A 21,599-nucleotide genomic window follows, 5' to 3' on the forward strand; every position below is an offset into this window, starting at 1 on the left:
GGGAGAGAGTCGATGAAGCCATTGTTCCGGCAGTTGTGTCTGGCGGGTGTTTTATCAGGCGTCGCGGCCACAGGCGAGGCGCAGGCGGCGGCCACCATTCTGCTCTGGCCCATCGATCCCTGGCTTGCCGCAGATGCCAACGCCACGGAGCTGTGGATCCAGAACCAGGGAAACAGCGCAACGACGATGCAGGTGCGTATTGTGCGCTGGAAGCAGGAGGGGGGATACGAACGCTACAGCGCGCAGCAGGACGTGGTCGCCAGCCCGCCCATTGTCACCATTCAGAAAGGCAATAAACAGCTGATTCGCCTTATCAAACAGAGCGCAGTCCCTGTCGGGGTCGAACAAGCCTACCGCATTATTGTTGATGAAATTCCCCAGCCCGACGCGAAAGCCGAACCCTCCATCGGCCTTAAATTACAGATGCGCTATTCCATTCCGCTGTTTGTCTACGGACAGGGTATCCCGACCCTTAAAGAGGGGGCGCATCATGCCCTGGCCGAGACCCGAAATCTGAGCTGGCGCGTGACCCACGAGGGAGGACAGCCTGCATTACAGGTACGTAATCAGGGGGATGTGCATGTCAGATTAAGCCAGGTGTCACTGGAGCAGGGCGGACAGAAACGCACCGTAGCGGAGGGATTACTGGGTTACGTCCTCCCGGGCAGCACCCGCAGCTGGCCAATACCCGCTGGCGTTCGTCAGCCGGACCGGATGAGCGCGCAGATTAATGCCAGGGATGAACAATGGCAGTCGACGCCCGTCAACTGAAGCCGGCAATGATGCTACTGCTTTGCGTCAGCACCACAACCTGGGCCGATCCCGGTGACGACAGTTTACCGCCGCCTCCTCAGGCGCAGGCGGTAAATGATGAGGCGGTTTTCCAGCTTGCCCTCGTGCTCAACCACTACGACACCGGTCTGGTGGTACCCGTGACGCAACGTAACGGCGCTTTCTTTATCTCCAGCGCCGATTTGCTGCGCGCGGGGCTCCCCCCGGAGCATGTGCCCGCCGGCGAGGTGAATCTCGCCTCACTGAGTCAGGTTCGTGTGGCGTATGACAGTGCCGCACAGCGCCTGTTGCTGACCGTTCCCCGCGACTGGATCAGTGCCCGGGTGACGCCTTTCAGTGCCCAAACGGCGCAGACCAAACCGCACTATGGGCGCGGGGCGCTGCTGAATTACGATCTGTATACCAACCACACGGAACATATCGGCGGTCAGGCGTCGCTCTGGCATGAATTCCGCTACTTCAACGAGAACGGCTCGTTCTCCTCCACCGGCTACGCCCGGAAAAATTTCACCGGAAACGACGGTCAACAGGAAGGGTATGTTCGCTATGACACGACGCTGCTGATAACCCGTGAGGATGACGCGACCACCTTGAGCGCGGGGGACGTGATCAGCGATGCCCTGAGCTGGACCTCCAGCGTGCGGATGGGCGGTATTAGCTACGGACGTGATTTCTCCCTGCGCCCGGACCTGGTGACATGGCCGCTGCCGGAGTTTTCGGGTGAAGCCGCGGTGCCTACCTCGGTGGATCTGTTTATCAACGGCTATCGCTCTGGCTCAACCCAGCTTCAGCCTGGCCCCTTCACCCTGACCAATCTGCCCTATATCAACGGTGCCGGGGATGCGGTGCTGGTCACCACCGATGCGCTGGGCCGTCAGGTGAGTACCACGCTACCGTTTTATGTCACCAGCGATTTGCTCAAACAAGGGCTGAGTGATGGCGCCGTGACGCTCGGCAGCCTGCGCCGTAACTATGGCATCAGGAATTTTGACTACGGTCCTGCTGCCGGTAGCGGCTCGTATCGCTACGGGGTGACCGACTGGCTGACGCTGGAGGGCCATGCGGAAGGGGCGCAGGAGCTGGCGCTGGGCGGGGCAGGGACGGTGATCAAACTCGGCCAGTTTGGCGTAGTGAACACCTCTTACTCACAAAGCCGCATGCGCGGAGACAACGGCGGGCAAATCAACTGGGGTTACCAGTACAATACCAGCGAGTTCAGCGTGGCCACCCAGCACACGCGTCGCGATCGCGGTTTTGGCAATCTTGCCCTTTATGACCAGCCGACGGTGTATGACGAAAACGACAAACCCATCGCCAGCCTTAGCCGCAATACGGACCAGTATTCCCTGACGTTTAACATGGGGCAGTATGGCAATATTGGCGCGGCCTGGATCGGCGTAGAGAGCTTTGACGGCCAAAAAACGGAGCTCCTGAATCTCTCATGGAGCCGAAATCTGTGGGGCGCAAGCAGTATTTACCTGGCCGGCAGCCGGGACCAGCAGCGGGGGGACTGGACGGTTGCGCTCTCGCTGCAGGTGCCGCTGGGCGCACGCGACAGCGCTGCCGTCACCGTTGAGAACACCCCGGATGCGGGCAGCACGCAGCGGATTAACTATAACCACTCCATGCCTTCTGACGGTGGTTTTAGCTGGAACATGGCCTGGGCAAACCAGTCAAAATCCAGTGATTATCAGCAGGGTACGCTGGGCTGGCGCAATAACAACATCGAACTGCAGGGCGGCGGCTACGGCGAAAGAGACACCATGACCTGGTGGGGCGAGGCAATGGGCGCGATTGTCCTGATGGACGGAGAGCTGTTTGCGGCGAACAAAATCAACGATGCGTTTGTGGTGATCAGCACCGACGGTCATCCGGACGTGCCCGTCAGCTATGAGAACCAGCCCGTGGGTAAAACGAATAACAACGGTTACCTGCTGGTCAGCGGGGTGTCGGCGTATTACCCGGCAAGCTACCGGATTGATACGCTGAATCTGCCTGCGGATACCCGGCTGAAAGAGACAGAGCGGCGGATTGCCATCCGTCGTCACAGCGGTTATCTGGTGGATTTCCCGATGGAGCAGGAGCGAGTGGCAAGCGTCATTCTGCATGATGCGCGAGGGCAAGCGATTCCGGTTGGAAGCCAGGTGCGGCGAGCCTCGCGCAGTAATGCGGTGGTGGGCTATGACGGGATCGCCTGGCTGGAGAATCTCAGCGACGTCAATCCGCTTGAGGTGATCACGCCTGCCGGGAAGCGCTGCACGGCGACCCTGAACGTGGGGCCTAATCCGCAGCATAAGCTGCAAACCTACGGTCCGCTGGTGTGTCGGGAGGGCCCGTGAAACGCTGGCTGCTGTTGATGCTGCTGCTGTTCTCCGGCGGGGGCTGGGCGGCGTGTACCATCAGTACGGTCAATGCCTCGTTTGGCAGCGTCACGTCGTTTGCGCTTAGCGGAACCGGGGAGGTGGAAACCACCGGTACGCTGGTGGTGGCATGCGATGCGGTACTGAATATTCTGACCAACGATTCGGTGACGTTGAATTACACCGCGGCGTCGGTTTCGGGCAACAGCCGCGCCAACCTGAAACGCACCGACGACACGAGTATTACGGATGTGATCCCCACCCGGCTGTGTGGATTATCGGGTTGTGCGAGCAGTAGCGAAGTGCAGATAAGTAAATCGTATACCTGGAGCGGTAATACCCTGCTGGGGTTGCTTGGCTCAAAGCGGTACAACATACCGCTCTATTTTCGCACCGTCGCCGGGCAAAACGTGACGGCCGGGCCTTACCAGGTGCTGTTGACCTTCAGCATCAATTACAACGTCTGTGCCGTCGGTCTTGGAAGCCTTTGTACGTCTCCCCAGTCGGGAACCGCAACAACCAGTATTCTGCTGAACATGACCGTCACCAATGACTGCAGCGCCATGACCACGCCGGACGTGAACTTTAACAGCGCGCCGCTGGTGCAAAGTTTCCCCACCGTCTCGCAAGCCATTGCCGTGACCTGTACTAAAGGCAGCACCTACACCATTGGCATTAATAATGGTGCCAACGCCCTGAACAACGTACGGCGTATGGTGAGCGGCAGCAACTTCCTCAGTTATGACATTTATAAAGAAGCCACCACCAACCGCTGGGGCGGCAGCGGTGCCGAACGCTGGACCAGCGCGACCGCGTCCCAGGTCAGCACCGACGGTTTACTGCGCACCTACAACTACACCGCGAAGGTCCTGACCAGTCAGACTACGCCTCCCGCTGGCACCTACACCGATACGCTGATTGTTGACGTCGCGTTTTAGTCCACGCTTTTCCCTTTCGCAAATGTAAAGTTCCTGTGGCCTGTGCCGATAACACCGTTAATAAATCTATGAGAAGGTGTTGTATGTTGAACCGTATCCGCGTTGTCACAATGCTTATGATGGTGCTGGTCATTTTCGCACTACTTCAGCTTATCTCCGGCGGGCTTTTTTTCTCGTCATTAAAACAGAACCAGGACAGTTTCGCCGCCTCGAACGATCTTCGCCTGCAGCAGAGTGAACTCACCTCGACGTGGGATCTGATGCTGCAAACGCGTATCAACCTGAGCCGTTCGTCCGCGCGCATGATGATGGACCCCAACAATCAGCAGAGCAGCGCGAAAACCGATCTGTTGAAAAATGCCCGTACCACCCTCGCAGACGCTGCTAAACATTACGACGCCTTCAAACAGATCGCGCCGCAGCCTGCTATGGCGCAGGTCAGCCAGAACATTGACGAAAAATACAACGCCTACTTTGCTGGCCTGACGGAGCTGATCCAGTTCCTGGAGAGCGGCAATATGGACGCCTATTTCGCGCAGCCCACGCAGGGAATGCAAAACGCACTCGGCGCCGCGCTCGGGGAATATGCGAAGGCCAGTGGTGATCTCTATCACTCGGCCTTTACTGCCAGCCAGAATGATTACCGCTTTGCAAAATGGCAGATGGCCGTAATGGCGCTGGCGCTGGTCATTGTGCTGGTCGCGGTGTGGTACGGCATTCGCCACATCCTGCTGAATCCTCTCGGTCGCGTCATTGCCCACATTCGTGAAATTGCCGGTGGCGATCTAACCAAAACGCTAACCGTTTCCGGGCGCAATGAGATCACCGAACTGGCAAACAGCGTTGACCATATGCAGCGTTCGCTCATCGATACCGTCGCCAACGTGCGTAGCGGCACGGATGCCATCTATACCGGCACCAGCGAAATTGCGATGGGGAATAACGATCTCTCATCCCGTACCGAGCAGCAGGCGTCCGCGCTGGAAGAGACCGCTGCCAGCATGGAGCAGCTCACCGCAACCGTGAAGCAGAACGCCGATAACGCCCGTCAGGCCTCTCAGCTGGCTGAAAGCGCCTCCGAGACGGCGCAGCGCGGCGGCCGCGTGGTGGATGGCGTGGTGAAAACCATGCACGAAATTGCCGACAGCTCGAAGAAAATCGCCGACATCATCAGCGTCATCGACGGCATCGCCTTCCAGACCAATATCCTGGCGCTGAACGCCGCCGTGGAAGCGGCGAGGGCGGGTGAGCAGGGTCGCGGGTTTGCGGTGGTTGCCGGGGAAGTACGCAACCTGGCCAGCCGCAGCGCCAACGCGGCGAAAGAGATTAAGGCCCTGATTGAAGACTCCGTCTCCCGCGTGGATACCGGCTCGGTACTGGTGGAAAGCGCCGGGGAGACCATGAATGACATCGTGAATGCTGTTACCCGCGTAACGGACATCATGGGTGAAATCGCCTCTGCATCTGATGAGCAGAGTCGTGGTATCGACCAGGTTGCCCTGGCGGTATCGGAAATGGATCGCGTGACACAACAAAACGCCGCGCTGGTGCAGGAGTCCGCGGCCGCGGCCGCTGCCCTTGAAGACCAGGCGAGCCGTCTGAAGATGGCCGTCTCGGCGTTTCGTCTCGCTTCACTCGCTGGAAATACGGTCACTGCGCAAGCCACGTATAAAGCGCCTGCCGCCGAATCGACGGCAACTCGCCTGCGTGCTGCACCGGCCGGACAAGATGAAAACTGGGAAACATTTTGACTGACAATTAAACCGCGGCTGCTTGCCGCTTGATGGGAGCGTGGATGTTAAATCGTATTCGTATCTCGACCACACTGTTTTTGATTCTGATCCTTTGCGGTGTGTTGCAGGTTGGCAGTAACGGGTTGTCTTTTTGGGCGTTTCGCGATGGCTATCAGAATTTGCAGGATGTTGAGGCGAGTAATCAGCAGCGCTCCGCACTGGCACAAACGCGTGCCGTGCTGTTGCAGGCAAGCACTGCGCTGAACAAGGCGGGCACCTTAACCGCGCTGAGCTATCCGCCGGATGACATTAAAGCGCTGATGGCCACCGCGCGAAGCAGCCTGAAACAGGCTGGCGCACAGTTTAACGCTTTCACGGCGCAGGCGGCGGGCAGCGAGAAAGAGCACGCGCTGAAAGCCGCCATGAAGAAGAACTTTGAACAGTGGTACAGCGATCTGGACCACCAGGCGACCTGGCTTGAGAACAACCAGCTCTCGGACTTTATGACCGCGCCGGTGCAGGCCTCACAGGATGCGTTCGACGGCAGCTTTAACGCGTGGCAGCAGGATATTAACCAGTCTGTTCAACGTGCAGAGGAAGACAGCCGTATCAGCTATCACATGTCGGGTGTGATCTTTGGCGTCGTCGTGATTCTGGCGGGGCTACTGACCGGTGGGGCACTGCTCTGGTCACGCAAAATGATTGTGCAGCCGCTGGCGATTATCAGCAGCCACTTCGACAGTATTGCGAAGGGCGATCTGGCGCGTCCGGTGGCGGTGTTCGGTAAGAACGAAATTTCGGCGATCTTTGCCAGCCTGAAGGCGATGCAGGGTGCCCTGCGGGAAACCGTCTCCGATGTGCGTCAGGGCAGTTATGCCATGCACACCGGGATCTCAGAGATTGCGGCAGGCAACAACGATCTCTCTTCCCGCACCGAGCAGCAGGCGGCCTCGCTGGCGCAGACGGCGGCCAGCATGGAGCAGCTGACCGCGACGGTCAGCCAGAACGCCGATAACGCGCGTCAGGCGTCTGACCTGTCAAAACAGGCGGCAATGACGGCGAAAAAAGGGGGCGATCAGGCCTCTCACGTTGCCAGCACCATGCAGGAGATTGCCACCAGCTCGCAAAAGATTGGTGACATCATCAGCGTGATCGACGGTATCGCGTTCCAGACCAACATTCTGGCGCTGAATGCCGCGGTTGAAGCGGCGCGCGCCGGTGAACAGGGGCGTGGGTTTGCGGTCGTGGCGGGGGAAGTGCGTAACCTGGCCAGCCGCAGTGCCAACGCGGCGAAAGAGATTAAGGTCCTGATTGAAGAGTCGGTATCACGCGTCCAGCAAGGCTCAGCCCTGGTGGATACGGCGGCGCATACCATGCATGAGATCGTCACCTCCGTCACGCGGGTTAACGACATCATGGGCGAGATTGCGTCTGCGTCGGACGAACAGCGTCGCGGCATTGAGCAGGTTGCTCAGGCCGTCAGCCAGATGGATCAGGTGACGCAACAGAATGCCTCGTTAGTTGAGGAAGCGGCAGCGGCAACCGATCAGCTGGCCAGCCAGGCGGATCGTCTCACCGGGCTGGTCGCGGTATTTAATGTGAAAGAGCACGTTGAAGCAGTAACAGAAGTCGGGCGGTCGCAGGCCGTGCCAGTTGTATCCTGAATGTAATTAAGAAGGCGCTATGACATCACCAATGCCCCCTGGGCAAACGTCATTATTGTTGCAGATGACACAGCGCCTCGCGATGTCCGACGCGCATTTTCGTCGGATATGTCAGTTAATCTACCAGCGTGCAGGGATCGTGCTTGCGGATCATAAGCGGGACATGGTCTACAACCGTCTGGTGCGGCGCTTGCGTACGCTGGGGCTGGATGATTTTGGTCGCTATCTGAGCATGCTCGAAGCCAACCAGAACAGCGCAGAGTGGCAGGCTTTTATCAACTCGTTAACCACTAACCTGACGGCCTTTTTCCGCGAAGCCCACCACTTCCCGGTATTGGCAGAGCACGCGCGGCGTCGTACCGGGGAGTATCGCGTCTGGAGTGCGGCCGCCTCGACCGGTGAAGAGCCGTACTCGCTGGCAATCACACTTGCCGACACGCTTGGGATGGCGCCCGGGCGCTGGAAGGTTTACGCCAGCGATATCGACACCGAGGTGCTGGAGAAGGCGCGCAACGGCGTGTATCGGCAGGACGAACTGAAAACGCTGTCGCCGCAGCAGTTGCAGCGATATTTCATGCGTGGGACAGGCCCGCATGAAGGCCTGGTACGCGTACGCCAGGAGCTGGCGAATTGCGTCGAATTCGCGCCCGTTAACCTGCTGGACAAGCAGTACAACGTGCCGGGGCCATTCGACGCCATTTTTTGCCGTAACGTCATGATTTATTTTGATAAAACGACGGAACAGGACATTCTGCGTCGGTTTGTTCCGTTGCTCAAGCCTGACGGTTTACTGTTTGCCGGGCACTCGGAAAACTTCAGCAACCTCGCGCGAGAGTTTAGCCTGCGTGGGCAAACGGTATATGCGCTGAGTAAGGAAAAAGCATGAGTAAAATCAGGGTATTGTCTGTCGACGATTCAGCGCTGATGCGTCAGATCATGACTGAAATCATCAATAGCCACAGCGACATGGAGATGGTAGCAACGGCGCCCGATCCGCTGGTCGCGCGGGATTTAATTAAAAAATATAACCCCGACGTGCTCACGCTGGATGTCGAGATGCCGCGCATGGATGGCATCGATTTCCTGGAGAAATTGATGCGGCTGCGGCCGATGCCGGTGGTGATGGTCTCCTCCCTGACCGGGAAAGGATCGGAAATCACCCTGCGCGCGCTGGAGCTGGGGGCGGTAGATTTTGTCACCAAACCGCAGCTCGGTATTCGCGAGGGGATGCTGGCGTATAGCGAGATGATCGCGGAGAAAATTCGTACCGCATCGCGGGCAAAACTGGCGGCCCATAAGCCAATGGCCGCCCCGGCAACCCTGAAGGCCGGCCCGTTACTCAGCTCGGAAAAACTGCTGGTGATTGGGGCGTCAACCGGAGGAACAGAGGCAATTCGTCATGTACTCCAGCCATTGCCGCTTTCAAGTCCGGGTATTCTGATTACCCAGCATATGCCGCCAGGCTTTACCCGCTCGTTCGCCGAACGCCTGAATAAGCTGTGTCAGATCAGCGTGAAAGAGGCGGAAGACGGCGAGCGAGTGCTCCCGGGACATGCCTATATCGCCCCGGGTGATAAGCATATGGAGCTGGCGCGCAGCGGTGCAAACTATCAAATCAAAATTCATGACGGACCGCCGGTCAACCGGCACCGTCCGTCGGTGGATGTGCTGTTTCATTCGGTGGCGAAACATGCGGGGCGCAACGCCGTTGGGGTGATCCTGACGGGGATGGGCAACGATGGTGCCGCCGGAATGCTTGCAATGCACCAGGCTGGCGCCTGGACGATTGCGCAGAATGAAGCAAGTTGTGTGGTGTTCGGCATGCCGCGCGAGGCCATCAATATGGGTGGCGTGAGCGAAGTGGTCGATCTTAGCCAGGTAAGCCAGCAGATGCTGGCGAAAATCAGTGCCGGACAGGCAATACGTATTTGACTCAGGAGTATTATTTTATGGCGGATAAAGAGCTTAAGTTTTTGGTTGTGGATGGCTTTTCCACCATGCGTCGCATTGTGCGCAACCTGCTGAAAGAGCTGGGCTTCAACAACGTTGAAGAAGCAGAAGACGGCGTTGATGCGCTGAACAAACTGCAGGCGGGTGGGTTTGGTTTTGTTATCTCCGACTGGAACATGCCAAACATGGACGGTCTGGAGCTGCTGAAAACCATTCGTGCCGATGCGGGAATGGCGTCCTTGCCGGTTCTGATGGTCACCGCAGAAGCGAAAAAAGAGAACATCATTGCTGCTGCACAGGCGGGCGCAAGCGGCTATGTGGTGAAGCCATTCACCGCGGCAACCCTGGAAGAGAAGCTCGGTAAGATCTTCGAGAAACTCGGCATGTGAGGTGATGGAAATGTTGCAACCTGCTATGAAACCCGTTGAAGAACACTCGCCGAGCGATATCATCGTCCGTATTGGCAGCCTGACGCGCATGCTGCGTGACAGCCTGCGTGAGCTGGGTCTGGATCAGGCGATTGCGGAAGCGGCGGAAGCGATTCCTGACGCGCGAGATCGTCTGGACTACGTTGTGCAGATGACCGCCCAGGCGGCAGAACGTGCGCTGAACAGCGTTGAAGCGTCGCAGCCCCATCAGGATGCGATGGAAAAAGGCGCGAAAGCGCTGACCCAACGCTGGGACGAGTGGTTCGAGAACCCGATTGAGCTGGCGAATGCCCGCGAGCTGGTGACCGATACCCGTCAGTTCCTGGGGGATGTGCCGGGCCACACCAGCTTCACCAACGCCCAACTGCTGGATATCATGATGGCGCAAGATTTCCAGGACCTGACGGGTCAGGTGATCAAGCGCATGATGGATGTGATTCAGGAGATTGAACGCCAGCTGCTGATGGTTCTGCTGGAGAACATTCCGGAACCGGCAGCCCGTCCAAAACGCGAGAACGAAAGCCTGCTCAATGGCCCACAGCTCGACGCCAGCAAAGCGGGCGTGGTGGCAAGCCAGGATCAGGTTGACGATCTGCTGGACAGCCTCGGCTTCTGATTGGTGCCGTTACCCTCAGGTTGCCTGCGTAACCTGAGGGTCTGTTCTAGCGCAGATCCATCTTCACCGTGACGTTTCCTTCGAAGCTCCCCGGTGCGGGCGTGGCATCCGTGGTGCTGACGGGAACCGCCTGTATTTTAACGCTGCCGTTTCCCTGCTCGTCCAGATTTACTGGAAATGCATAAGTCCCATCCAGCGCCACGTTCTGGCTATTTTCGTCGTACACCCGCACGCCCAGATCGTCCCTTTCAAGCAGCTTAGCAATGTAGGGCGTACTGCTATCCACTATGCCCTGGTCGGCCGTCAGGGTGAGCTTTATCCGGTCATTATTACCAACGGCGTTATCGTCACAGTGGTAGTTAATATCGACGCTTTTTAGGGCATAGCCCTGAGGCGGTTGCCCTTTGCGGGTAAACTGTTTACTGACGATGCTGCCAAACTGGACTTCAATCGTGCTGCCTGCGTTGATGGTGCAGCTCAGCGGTGCAGAAAGGGTGCCGCCAAACCAGATATCAGAGACGTGTTCTGCCTGAGTAGCGTCGCAGCTTCCACCGGTGCCAATATAAAGGCAGGCGTAGTTTTGGGCGATGAGCGTCGCCGGAATCACCTCTTCACCCAGGATCGGTTTTTTTATGTGCAGCAGCACGGCCACGACGTTCCAGCGAAACTTGCGTTTCGATGCGGCACCACCGTCAGGCCGGGAGTCATTGCTGCATACGTCGCTTTCTTCTTCTGTTTTAGACAGGCTCGATTCGAGCACGGTAAGCATATTTCCCCGCGGGGTCGGGTACTCATTGATCGGGATTGGGGTGAGCGAGCTGCCGTCCGGGGAGTTAATCGCATCCGCATAGCCAGTAATGTGGGCATCAATTTTATCCGTTAGATAGCCAGTACCGCTGGTGCCGGGGTTAAGGGGACTGCCAGCCAGGGTTTTTTCGTAGACGGTGCTTGACGAAAACATGTTTCCCGGGCACGTGCAGTTTGCTTCCAGGTCGGCACCTGCGCCGACCAGGTGACCCGGAATATCATAATCGTTGTTTGCAACGTTTTCCGTCGATGTAAATTCATGATGGTAATCAATGGAATACGTCTGTGGGGCTCCGAAACAATTTTTGAGTACCGTGACGGCGCCGAAAGCCCCCGTTGATACCAGCATCAGCGTGCTGGTCAGAGAAACCGTAAGGGTCCGTCTTTTCATTTTAGTGAGCATAAGCTGTTTCCTGCTGACAAAGCGCGCGGGTTGAACGGATACCGTTAGGGCTCTCCGTGTATCCCTCTGCCTGCTGTAAAATATGGGCGACGCACTGTTGGTCTGGCGCTTTTCCCCATTTCACCGTGAGCTGTGTGGGCTCGCCGACGCCGGCCAGGTATACCGTGCTGGTATCGTCCACGATGCCGCTCAGGTCCGCGTTCGCGCTGGTGACGATTGCGCCAAAGGGGACGCGTTGATTGCCGGGGCGGGTTAACGCGATCAGCATTCGATAACCAACGTGCGCATCGAATCGGCTTTCAACGGCGGCATTACGTGAAGGGATCACCCGGATTGACGTATCGCTGCTCTCCACGTTTTCGGGCAGGCTTGCGGTGTCGATACGAATCGCATTTTCCTGATACGGCGTCAGGGACGGGATAACGGCGTTACCCAGCCAGTCTGTCTGAATACCCTGCTGGTTCTGGAAGCGTACACCGGAGGCGCCGTTGGCATTGACAATGGCAAACTGGCTCCCTAACGGCTGCGCCAGCGTAACGCCGCGGGGGTGTGCAACAATGGCCCCGCTGATCCCGTAGTTCATCTGCTCCGCGCTGCCGGAAGAGACGTAATAACCGGCATTCAGGTTGGCGTATTGAGAACGATAGGTACCATATACGCTGCTGGTATCCTCCCCATCGTGATTAGAATGGCTTTGCTGCAGCGAATAGCTTAAACGTTCGTCGTCCAGCAGCGTTCCGTTGACGCCGATATTGTGTCGGGTGTAGCCATTTTTGGTGTTGCTGATGTTATAGCTACTCCACGCGCGGGGGAGCCAGCGAGTTAGCGGCACGCTAAAGCCGAAGGAGACCATCCGGTCGGCCTCCTCGTCGTTCGTTTTACTGTAGGTATATGCCAGGTGATAACTCACCCCAGACAGAACGGTGTTAAAACCTAACGACAGGCTGCGTTCTTTTTTCGACGTCCCCCAGTAGTCCTGCTGGTAGCCGTTAAGATAGAGACTGACGCCAGCAAGGTTCTGGCTGATACTGGCCTGAACGCGGTTGCGTTTGTTATAGCGGAAGAGCAAATCGCTATCGTGTCCGTCCTGCTTCTGATTAGCGTCAGCAAAGCTGTAATACCCGCGACTCGAGTAGCGATAACTGCCAAGCGTGAAATTGGTATCGGTGGCGTCAATTTTCCCCGAATAGAGTACGCGCCAGGACTGGCCGACATGCTTGCTGCCGTCGTCAAGCGTGGTATCGGCGGCGGTGACGTCTGTAGAGAGCGAACCCAGCGGCCCCAGCGCGATGCCAGCGCCCGTATTGAGGGCATTATAGTCTTGCGAAAGGGTTAGCCCGCCAAACCAGGTCAGCAGATTGTTGACGCCGTAGATGACGCTCCCCTGAAGGAAGTCGGGCTCCTTTTGGTCACTCCCGCTGTCTGCGCGATAACGGCCCGCCGTCAATTCATACTTCATGTGTCCCGGGCGCTGCATAATGGCGATGCTTGAGTAGGGTTGAGTAAAGTGATGTTCGGTGCCGTCGGCCTCTTTCACCGTCACTTCCAGGTCGCCGCTGTTGGTGGTGGAGTAAAGGTCGTTGATCTCAAACGCTCCGGGGGCTACGTTCTGCTGGTAGATGAGATATCCGTTCTGGCGCACCGAGACGACCGCATTCGAGCTGGCGACGCCGCGAATGACCGGTGCATAGCCGCGTTGGCTATAGGGCAACATTTCTTCGTCCGTGGCGAGATTGACGCCCCGATACTGCAGGCTGTCGAACACTTCGCCGCGCGTGCTGCTCTCGCCCGCGGTGAACTGCGCTCTCAGCGCGTCGATGTCGTGCTGCAGGAACGTGTTGATGTTATCCCACTGTGAATCGCCGTCCGATTTGCTCCACGTTGAGTAGTTTCTAAGACGCCAGCCGCCCAGGTTCGCCCCGGTACGCAAATTCAGATAGCGGCTTTCTGTGCTGTCCTCGCGATCTTCTTTGCTTTGCGAGCCCGACAGCGAATAATCGCTGAACAGGACGGGAACACCATCGTCCCAGCGCGAGGGATCGATAAAATCGCGACCGTTATCAGCCAGCGCGGCCTGGGGGATGCTCAACCTAAGCGTCATTGTTGAGAAATCAAGCTCTGCAGACGCCTGTGGAATATAGTTATCCAGCGACTCTGGGAGCGTTTCCTCCGCCGGACGCTTCAGCAACGGAGGATAACGGTCGATATTAATGCCCCAGGCGCGCAGCATCGCGGGGCTCAATTGGGGGATCAGGCGCCCGTCAGATCTGCTGACGTAGCGAATGTTGGCATCCTTCAGCCTGCGATCGTTGATTGTGATGACGGAAGAGTAGGTGCCGGGCAACTGGGCATTCGATTTTGTAAAAAGCGAGAGGTCGATATCCTGCTGCGTCAGCATGTCCCCTTCGAGTGAGGAAGGGGAAAAGAGATACTCCCGGGCATCTGCGGAAAAAATCATTAACATCAGGGTACTCGCCAGACAGCGGGTAACCGAATTCAGCCGAAAGGTTCCCCCAACAGGCAAGAAATTACGTCCTGCAATCATTCTGTCGTTTATCCCCTGGTCAGATGGAACGTGTATTTTTCGGAGGCATTGCCGTAATCGGTAATGCACCGCCAACTGACGTCATTCGCCGGTGCAGCGTCGGGAAGAGGGATATCAACGCGTGATGCTGGCCCCACCATATCGGCGCTTTCGAGCTTCTGCGAGCCTAGCGAGAGAGAGTCAAAAACGGTGTAAAACGCACTGTCGTTTATCACCGTCAGCTGCTGGCCCTGGCGAACGAAGCGCAGATTCTTGCAGGACTCGCCTGGCGTCCCGTTGAGCCCCACGGGACGCCAGAACAGCTTCAGTCGCGTTTTGTAGATGAGTCGTAGCACGTTTTTATCGGCATCCTCTGCGGCGGTTGCGGGCACCGTGCGGACATTCAAATAAAACAGCGTCTCTTTGTCTTTCGGTAACGGGCTGCCGTTCCAGGTGATTCGCAGGCTTTGCTCTTTTTGAGGATCGAGTCGAAAGAGGGGGGGCGTGACAATAAAGGGCCCACGCGTTTTGCCATCGCCAGTGTCTGTCCAGGTCTGGATCAGCCAGGGCAATTCTTTTTCACTGTTCGTAAGCGGCAGGGCAACTTCCTTTTTTGCAGCATCGTAAATTATGCGGGTGCGGCCGATTTGTATTCCCGCGGCGTGACAAAACGAACTTGTTATGACGGGAAGGCATAATAAAAACAGCAGGGATGTGCGCACGGGAAACCCTTATTGGAGCAGGTTGAAATAATGATAATAGTCCGCTTTCGGACTATTATCGGAGCATGATGCATTACGTGTCATTATCTAATCAGTGGCATGCTGAATATTAGATAAACAGGTATTAACGGTATAAAATATTCACCGTCATATCCGCATCGGCAGGGCCAGCGGTCACCGTTGCGGCAAATGACTTATAGCGGGCGTTAAAGTCGGCTTTAATGGTATCGGTAGTACGGGTGGCCAGTTGAATATAAACCTGTCCTTCTGCCCCATCCATGGTGATAAGTTGAGTGTCTTTTCCCGCCGGGCTAACGGCGACGCCGATACCGGTAGCGGCAGTCTCACCGGTGGTGGTGATTTTGCTGACATCCAGCAGCGTAGAGGTATTGGTCAGGGTCGTCGTGCCGTTAAAGGTGAGCTGTACTGCCGGCAGCCCATCGCTCTTTACCGGGCAGTTTGCGAGCGTAATCGAGAACGGGGTCAGGGAAGATTCAGTTCCGACCGCCTTAAAAAGAGATTTAGGGTACGTCCCCAGAGGGACCGTACTGTCCGTGCCGCTATCACCCTGAATGGTGCAGCTCGGTTCAATAATTTCTCCCGTAAAGTGGACCGTCCCCGCATTCATTTCGGCAGCAAAACTGCCCATCGAAATGGCCGCAAGTACTGCGCCAGCCATAAAGTTATTTTTGAAATCCATCTGCAAAAACTCCTGAGTTTAAAAACACGTTAGGTATTCAATTTAATATTTTGGCTCAATTGACACCGTGCAGAAGTATAGCGGGTAATTTCCTTCAAGTAATTGCGGGTCAAGATTAATATTAATTATTATAACCGTCATGAAAAAAATTTTAATACTGGAGAAAAACCATCATTAATATAAATCAATTATAATTTTTTCGATTTAATATTATCCATAAGTATATTTTGATCAAAAAATAGACGTATTTTGATGATGAAACCGGCCAACTCAGTTTTTAAAAATTTTATATTTATTTTTATTAAAAACACTTTTAAAAAATAATCAGTATTAAAAAGTGATTGCCAAACCTGAGTTGTACGTTTTTTGAACGGCAAACGGCCTCGCTACAGCGTTTAATCGTTAAAGTGGTTAACAGGGCATGATTATAGGGGTTTATCTACCCATTGGCGATAACCTCCCGTGGCAAGATAACCGTGACGTAATGGGCTGAGCATGCACTGTGGCAGAAGAGAACGACGACAAAACGGAAGCCCCCACACCCCACCGACTTGAAAAAGCGCGTGAGGAAGGGCAGATCCCCCGATCCCGAGAATTGACCTCCCTGCTGATCCTTGTCGTAGGGGTGTGCATTATCTGGTGGGGTGGGGAGTCGCTCGCCCGCAAGCTGGCGGGAATGCTCTCAACTGGCTTACGTTTTGACCACAGTATGGTCAATGACCCGAATCTGATCCTCAGCCAGATTATTCAGTTAATAAAAGGGGCCATGGTTGCGCTGCTGCCCTTAATTACCGGCGTGGTGCTGGTGGCGCTAGTCTCTCCAGTCATGCTGGGCGGTCTGGTGTTTAGCGGAAAATCACTGCAGCCCAAATTTTCGAAGCTGAACCCACTGCCGGGCATTGCGAAAATGTTTTCGGCGCAGACCGGGGCCGAGCTGCTCAAGGCTATTCTCAAATCGGTGCTGATGGGCAGTTCTGCCGGGTTCTTCCTCTGGTACCACTGGCCCGAAATGATGCGCCTCATCAGCGAGTCGCCCCTTACTGCCATGAGTAATGCCCTGAATCTGGTTGGACTCTGCGCGCTGCTGGTGGTGCTCAGCATTATCCCGATGGTCGGTTTTGACGTTATCTTCCAGCTTTATAGCCATTTCAAGAAACTGCGGATGTCACGTCAGGATATCCGTGACGAATATAAGCAGATGGAAGGTGACCCGCACGTTAAAGGGCGTATCCGTCAGATGCAGCGTGCTGCCGCTCGTCGGCGCATGATGGAGGATGTGCCGAAGGCGGATGTCATCGTCACCAACCCGACACACTATTCCGTTGCCTTGCGCTACGACGAAAACAAGATGAGCGCGCCGAAAGTGGTGGCGAAAGGGGCGGGTCTGATCGCACTTCGTATCCGGGAAATTGGCACCGAAAACCGCGTGCCGATCCTGGAAGCTCCACCGCTGGCGCGTGCCTTATACCGCCATGCGGAAATCGGACAACAGATCCCGGGACAACTCTACGCCGCGGTGGCGGAAGTGCTGGCCTGGGTATGGCAGTTGAAACGCTGGCGTCTGGCCGGGGGTCAACGGCCTGTGAAACCTGAGAACCTTCCGGTGCCTGCCGCGCTGGATTTTATGAACGAGAAGGACACTGATGGCTAATCTGGTGGCAATGTTGCGCCTGCCCGGCAACCTGAAATCGACCCAATGGCAGATCCTCGCCGGGCCGATTCTCATCCTGTTAATTTTGTCGATGATGGTTCTGCCGCTCCCGGCATTCATCCTCGATCTGCTGTTCACGTTTAATATTGCGCTCTCCATTATGGTGCTGCTGGTGGCGATGTTCACTCAGCGGACCCTCGAGTTTGCCGCGTTCCCGACCATTCTGCTGTTTACCACTCTGCTGCGACTGGCACTGAACGTGGCGTCCACGCGTATCATTCTGATGGAAGGACACACCGGCGCGGCAGCAGCAGGTAAAGTGGTGGAGGCCTTCGGCCACTTCCTGGTCGGCGGTAATTTCGCTATCGGTATCGTGGTGTTCGTTATCCTCGTGATCATCAACTTTATGGTTATCACCAAAGGTGCCGGACGTATTGCGGAAGTGGGCGCCCGTTTTGTGCTGGACGGGATGCCGGGCAAGCAGATGGCGATCGACGCCGATCTGAATGCCGGGTTAATCGCGGAAGATGAAGCCAAAAAACGCCGTGCGGAAGTCACTCAGGAAGCGGACTTCTACGGATCCATGGACGGTGCGAGTAAGTTTGTGCGCGGTGATGCCATCGCGGGCATTCTGATCATGGTGATTAACGTGGTGGGCGGCCTGCTGGTGGGGGTATTGCAGCACGGCATGGACATGGGCCACGCGGCGGAAAGCTACACGCTGCTGACTATTGGTGATGGTCTGGTCGCGCAGATCCCGGCGCTGGTCATCTCCACGGCGGCGGGCGTGATTGTCACCCGCGTGAGTACCGATCAGGACGTTGGCGAGCAGATGGTTGGCCAGCTCTTCAGTAACCCGCGCGTAATGCTGCTGGCCGCTGCCGTTCTGGGTCTGCTTGGTCTGGTACCGGGCATGCCAAACCTCGTCTTCCTGCTGTTTACGGCGGGTCTGCTGGGCCTTGCCTGGTGGATGCGTGGCCGTGAAACCCAACCGGCGGCGGATCCGGTTCCGGTGAAAATGCCGGAGAATACTCAGGCCGTCGAGGCGACGTGGAACGACGTGCAGCTGGAAGATTCCCTGGGAATGGAAGTGGGGTATCGCCTGATCCCGATGGTGGATTTTCAGCAGGATGGCGAGCTGCTTGGCCGTATCCGCAGTATCCGTAAAAAATTCGCTCAGGATATGGGCTTCCTGCCGCCGGTGGTTCACATCCGTGACAATATGGATCTGCCGCCTGCACGCTACCGTATTCTGATGAAAGGGGTCGAAATTGGCAGCGGCGATGCCTACCCGGGTCGCTGGCTGGCCATTAACCCTGGCACCGCGGCAGGCACGCTGCCGGGCGAGCAAACCGTCGATCCGGCCTTTGGTCTGGCGGCCATCTGGATTGAAAGTGCGCTGAAAGAGCAGGCGCAAATCCAGGGGTATACGGTGGTCGAAGCCAGTACCGTGGTGGCAACCCACCTTAATCATCTGATTGGGCAATTCTCGGCAGAGCTGTTTGGTCGTCAGGAAGCGCAGCAGCTTCTCGACCGCGTGACGCAGGAGATGCCGAAGCTCACGGAAGATCTGGTCCCGGGCGTGCTGACGTTAACCACGCTGCACAAGGTGCTGCAAAACCTGCTCGAGGAAAAAGTGCCGATCCGCGATATGCGAACCATTCTGGAAACCCTTGCCGAGCATGCGCCGCTGCAAAGCGATCCGCACGAGCTGACAGCGGTGGTGCGCGTGGCGCTGGGGCGTGCAATCACGCAGCAGTGGTTCCCGGGAACCGGAGAAGTGCAGGTGATTGGCCTCGACACGCCGCTTGAACGTCTGCTGCTGCAGGCTCTGCAGGGCGGGGGCGGCCTGGAGCCAGGTCTGGCGGATCGCCTGCTGGAGCAGACCCAGGAGGCGCTGGCACGTCAGGAGATGCTGGGGGCACCACCGGTGCTGCTGGTCAACCATGCGCTGCGTCCGCTGCTGTCGCGCTTCCTGCGTCGCAGCCTGAACCAGCTGGTGGTGCTGTCGAATATGGAGTTGTCGGATAACCGTCATATCCGCATGACGGCGACGATTGGAGGAAAATAATGGCTAAATGGCTTTGGATTATGTTCTTCCCGCTGGCGGCACAGGCGGCCGGGGAAGGCGCCTGGCAGGCAAGCAGCATGGGCGTGACCCTGAGCAACCGGGGTGTCGCCATGTCTTCTACTCCGCTGTCGCCCTCTGAAGCGGTTTCCGGTCTGATGGGGATGGTGGTCTGGAATTACAGACTGATTGGCCCAACGCCAGCCGGACTGCGGGTGCGGCTCTGCTCCCAGAGTCGCTGTACGGAAATCGACGGAGAGAATGGCACGACGCAGGCGTTCAACGGCGTGCCCGCCATTGAACCTTTGCGTTTTATCTGGGAAGTGCCGGGCGGGGGACGTTTGATCCCGGCGCTAAAAGTGCAGAGCAATTCTGTCATTGTAAACTACCGCTAACTGCCCGCTTTTTCACCAGCCATCAGGGAATACTGATGGCTGGCTCGCAAAACTGACCTCACCTTTTGATGAAAAAGAAACGCTGTTTTATAAATCAGTGACACGCGTGACGATACTCTTTGCATTTTTGCCATTCACCCCCTGCGTGATGGCAGAAACAGAAAGGTATCAGGAAGTCGATGCCTTTACTGTAGCCGTGTAAAAGCTCCCGGACGAGGTTTGCTTACAGGGAGTCTCCCAACATTGATTAGGGTTGACGGCAATGAAAACACGTAAAATTGGACTCGCAAATTATCTTGCATACGGGTCAGGTGATTTCCTCGGGGCGGGTACCACCGCCCTGACGGCGGCCTGGCTTTTGTATTTTTACACCACCTTCTGTGGACTCACACCGATTGAAGCAACGTTCATTTTTGCCGCGGCACGGGTACTGGATGCCGTTGTCAGTCCGTTAATGGGGTTTTTGACGGACAACTTCGGTACGACCTGGCTCGGAAAGCGCTTTGGTCGACGTAAATTCTTTATTCTGCTGGGGATCCCGTGCGTGTTCAGCTACTCGCTGATGTGGGTGGGGGACATGAATTTCTGGTATTACCTGCTGACTTATCTGGTGTTTGATATCGTCTACACCATGATTCTGGTGCCGTACGAGACGCTGGTACCGGAAATGACCGATGACTTCAAACAGAAAACCAAGTTCTCCGGGGCGCGTATTTCCATGGCGCAGATGTCCGCCATTCTGGCCTCCTTTCTGCCCGGGATATTGCTCACGCATTTCGGTAAAGACAATGCGGTCTCCTTCTTCTATGCAAGCCTGGTTTTCTCCGTTCTGTGCGCCCTGATGCTCATTTTCGTCTGGTGCTTTACCTGGGAACGTCCGCGTGAGGAATGGTCCGAAGCGGCGCTGCGGGCTGAAGAAGAGAAGAAGAAGCTGACGCTGGGCCAGAGCCTTAATCGTCTGTTCGTGGAATTGAGTTCTACGCTGCGAATTAAAATTTTCCGCCAGCATCTGGGCATGTATCTCGGCGGCTACATTGCGCAGGATGTATTTAACGCGGTCTTCACCTACTACGTGGTGTTTGTGCTGATGCAGGAAGCCTCAATGGCCTCTAACCTGCTCGGTACGATGGCCATCTTCCAGTTTCTCGCCGTGCTCGGGATGATCCCGCTGTGCATTCGCTTTGGTCCTGCGCCGTCCTACCGCATGGTGGTGGTACTGTTTGGCCTGGCCTCTCTTTCTTACGCCGTCCTCTATTATGCCGGGCTGAGCGACATCTATTCTCTGCTGCTGCTGGTTTCTGCCATTGCCGGTCTTGGCCGCGGCGGTATCAACTACGTGCCGTGGAATACCTATACCTACATCGCTGATGTGGACGAAGTGATCACCGGTCAGCGCCGCGAAGGGATCTTCGCCGGCATCATGACCCTCACCCGTAAAGCCTCTCAGGCCGGTGCGGTGATGCTGGTGGGCATCGTGATGCAGATGTCCGGCTTTGTCAGCGGTCAGAAAGTGCAGCCTGCGGAAGTGAGCCATACCATTTTGATGATCCTGAGTGTGGGCACCCTCCTGGTGCTGTTCTGCGGATTCCTCGTTTCCATGCGCTTCAGACTGAATTTACAGACCCACAGCACGCTGCGCGAGGAGACCGCGAAAATGCGTGCGTGGGGTCATGCGATACCGGAATCAGCGACGCCGCACGCCCGCGCCACTGTCGAGATGCTGGCCGGTATGCCGTATGCGTCACTGTGGGGTAATAACAACATCGGTTATCTGAATCGCAATAAGCCAGCCGCACCTTCGCTGAAGGATCGTGCAGTACTGAATTCGACATACAACAGAGGTTAAGA

At 56.5% G+C, this 21,599-nt stretch carries 17 protein-coding genes; 13 read left to right on the plus strand and 4 right to left on the minus strand.

Going from position 1 to position 21,599, the window contains the following annotated elements:
* Nucleotides 1-12: 12 nt before the first annotated feature.
* The 9 genes from ACOTXR_RS12875 (at nucleotide 13) to cheZ (ending at nucleotide 10,481) form a co-directional block, all read left to right on the plus strand.
* Complete coding sequence (locus ACOTXR_RS12875) at nucleotides 13-771, plus strand: fimbrial biogenesis chaperone (protein ID WP_014884347.1); 759 nt, start codon at nucleotides 13-15, stop codon at nucleotides 769-771.
* A complete protein-coding gene (locus ACOTXR_RS12880; RefSeq protein WP_058690996.1) occupies nucleotides 747-3,131 on the plus strand; it encodes a fimbria/pilus outer membrane usher protein in 2,385 nt (794 codons plus the stop codon). The genes ACOTXR_RS12875 and ACOTXR_RS12880 overlap by 25 nt, the downstream gene beginning before the upstream one ends.
* Nucleotides 3,128-4,090 carry a Csu type fimbrial protein gene (locus ACOTXR_RS12885; RefSeq protein ID WP_023330739.1) on the plus strand — a complete coding sequence of 321 codons (963 nt, stop codon included), beginning with the start codon at nucleotides 3,128-3,130 and terminating at the stop codon, nucleotides 4,088-4,090. The genes ACOTXR_RS12880 and ACOTXR_RS12885 overlap by 4 nt, the downstream gene beginning before the upstream one ends.
* Before the next feature lie 83 nt (nucleotides 4,091-4,173).
* Nucleotides 4,174-5,841 carry a methyl-accepting chemotaxis protein II gene (gene tar, locus ACOTXR_RS12890; protein WP_058690995.1) on the plus strand — a complete coding sequence of 556 codons (1,668 nt, stop codon included), beginning with the start codon at nucleotides 4,174-4,176 and terminating at the stop codon, nucleotides 5,839-5,841.
* A 44-nt stretch (nucleotides 5,842-5,885) separates the two neighbouring features.
* Nucleotides 5,886-7,487: a methyl-accepting chemotaxis protein IV gene (gene tap, locus ACOTXR_RS12895; RefSeq protein ID WP_014884343.1), complete on the plus strand. Its 1,602-nt coding sequence runs from the start codon at nucleotides 5,886-5,888 to the stop codon at nucleotides 7,485-7,487.
* Nucleotides 7,488-7,506: 19 nt separating this feature from the next.
* Nucleotides 7,507-8,373 (plus strand): protein-glutamate O-methyltransferase CheR, encoded by an 867-nt coding sequence (gene cheR, locus ACOTXR_RS12900; protein WP_421767041.1) that lies wholly within the window; start codon nucleotides 7,507-7,509, stop codon nucleotides 8,371-8,373.
* Nucleotides 8,370-9,419, plus strand: coding sequence for a protein-glutamate methylesterase/protein-glutamine glutaminase (locus ACOTXR_RS12905; protein WP_014884341.1), 1,050 nt, complete (start codon nucleotides 8,370-8,372; stop codon nucleotides 9,417-9,419). Before cheR ends, ACOTXR_RS12905 begins: the two co-directional genes overlap by 4 nt.
* 17 nt (nucleotides 9,420-9,436) lie before the next feature.
* Nucleotides 9,437-9,826 carry a chemotaxis response regulator CheY gene (gene cheY, locus ACOTXR_RS12910; protein WP_058690994.1) on the plus strand — a complete coding sequence of 130 codons (390 nt, stop codon included), beginning with the start codon at nucleotides 9,437-9,439 and terminating at the stop codon, nucleotides 9,824-9,826.
* Between the two features lie 10 nt (nucleotides 9,827-9,836).
* A complete protein-coding gene (gene cheZ / locus ACOTXR_RS12915) occupies nucleotides 9,837-10,481 on the plus strand; it encodes a protein phosphatase CheZ (RefSeq protein WP_014884340.1) in 645 nt (214 codons plus the stop codon).
* Between the two features lie 46 nt (nucleotides 10,482-10,527).
* Here the strand turns inward: cheZ and ACOTXR_RS12920 are convergent, their stop codons facing one another.
* The 4 genes from ACOTXR_RS12920 to ACOTXR_RS12935 all read right to left on the minus strand — a co-directional run bounded on the left by ACOTXR_RS12920 (nucleotide 10,528) and on the right by ACOTXR_RS12935 (nucleotide 15,637).
* The gene (locus ACOTXR_RS12920; RefSeq protein WP_023330735.1) at nucleotides 10,528-11,691 is read right to left on the minus strand and encodes a fimbrial protein; all 1,164 of its coding nucleotides are present in this window, start codon (nucleotides 11,689-11,691) and stop codon (nucleotides 10,528-10,530) included.
* Nucleotides 11,681-14,155, minus strand: coding sequence for a fimbria/pilus outer membrane usher protein (locus tag ACOTXR_RS12925; RefSeq protein WP_148663886.1), 2,475 nt, complete (start codon nucleotides 14,153-14,155; stop codon nucleotides 11,681-11,683). Before ACOTXR_RS12925 ends, ACOTXR_RS12920 begins: the two co-directional genes overlap by 11 nt.
* An 89-nt stretch (nucleotides 14,156-14,244) precedes the next feature.
* A complete protein-coding gene (locus ACOTXR_RS12930; protein ID WP_023330733.1) occupies nucleotides 14,245-14,937 on the minus strand; it encodes a fimbrial biogenesis chaperone in 693 nt (230 codons plus the stop codon).
* 124 nt (nucleotides 14,938-15,061) lie between these two features.
* Nucleotides 15,062-15,637 (minus strand): fimbrial protein, encoded by a 576-nt coding sequence (locus ACOTXR_RS12935; protein ID WP_014884336.1) that lies wholly within the window; start codon nucleotides 15,635-15,637, stop codon nucleotides 15,062-15,064.
* A gap of 502 nt (nucleotides 15,638-16,139) precedes the next feature.
* On the opposite strand from ACOTXR_RS12935, the gene flhB reads away from it, so the two are divergent.
* From flhB to ACOTXR_RS12955, 4 genes are all read left to right on the plus strand, one after another.
* Complete coding sequence (gene flhB, locus ACOTXR_RS12940) at nucleotides 16,140-17,288, plus strand: flagellar biosynthesis protein FlhB (RefSeq protein WP_023330732.1); 1,149 nt, start codon at nucleotides 16,140-16,142, stop codon at nucleotides 17,286-17,288.
* A complete protein-coding gene (gene flhA, locus ACOTXR_RS12945; RefSeq protein WP_014884334.1) occupies nucleotides 17,281-19,359 on the plus strand; it encodes a flagellar biosynthesis protein FlhA in 2,079 nt (692 codons plus the stop codon). Before flhB ends, flhA begins: the two co-directional genes overlap by 8 nt.
* On the plus strand, nucleotides 19,359-19,751 hold the full coding sequence (gene flhE / locus ACOTXR_RS12950) for a flagellar protein FlhE (RefSeq protein WP_047027920.1): 393 nt from the start codon (nucleotides 19,359-19,361) through the stop codon (nucleotides 19,749-19,751). Before flhA ends, flhE begins: the two co-directional genes overlap by 1 nt.
* Nucleotides 19,752-20,013: 262 nt before the next feature.
* Nucleotides 20,014-21,597: an MFS transporter gene (locus tag ACOTXR_RS12955; protein ID WP_058690993.1), complete on the plus strand. Its 1,584-nt coding sequence runs from the start codon at nucleotides 20,014-20,016 to the stop codon at nucleotides 21,595-21,597.
* Nucleotides 21,598-21,599: the final 2 nt, after the last annotated feature.

It is taken from the genome of Enterobacter cloacae complex sp. IR53030 (genome assembly GCF_049238365.1).
GTDB classification, from domain to species: domain Bacteria; phylum Pseudomonadota; class Gammaproteobacteria; order Enterobacterales; family Enterobacteriaceae; genus Enterobacter; species Enterobacter kobei.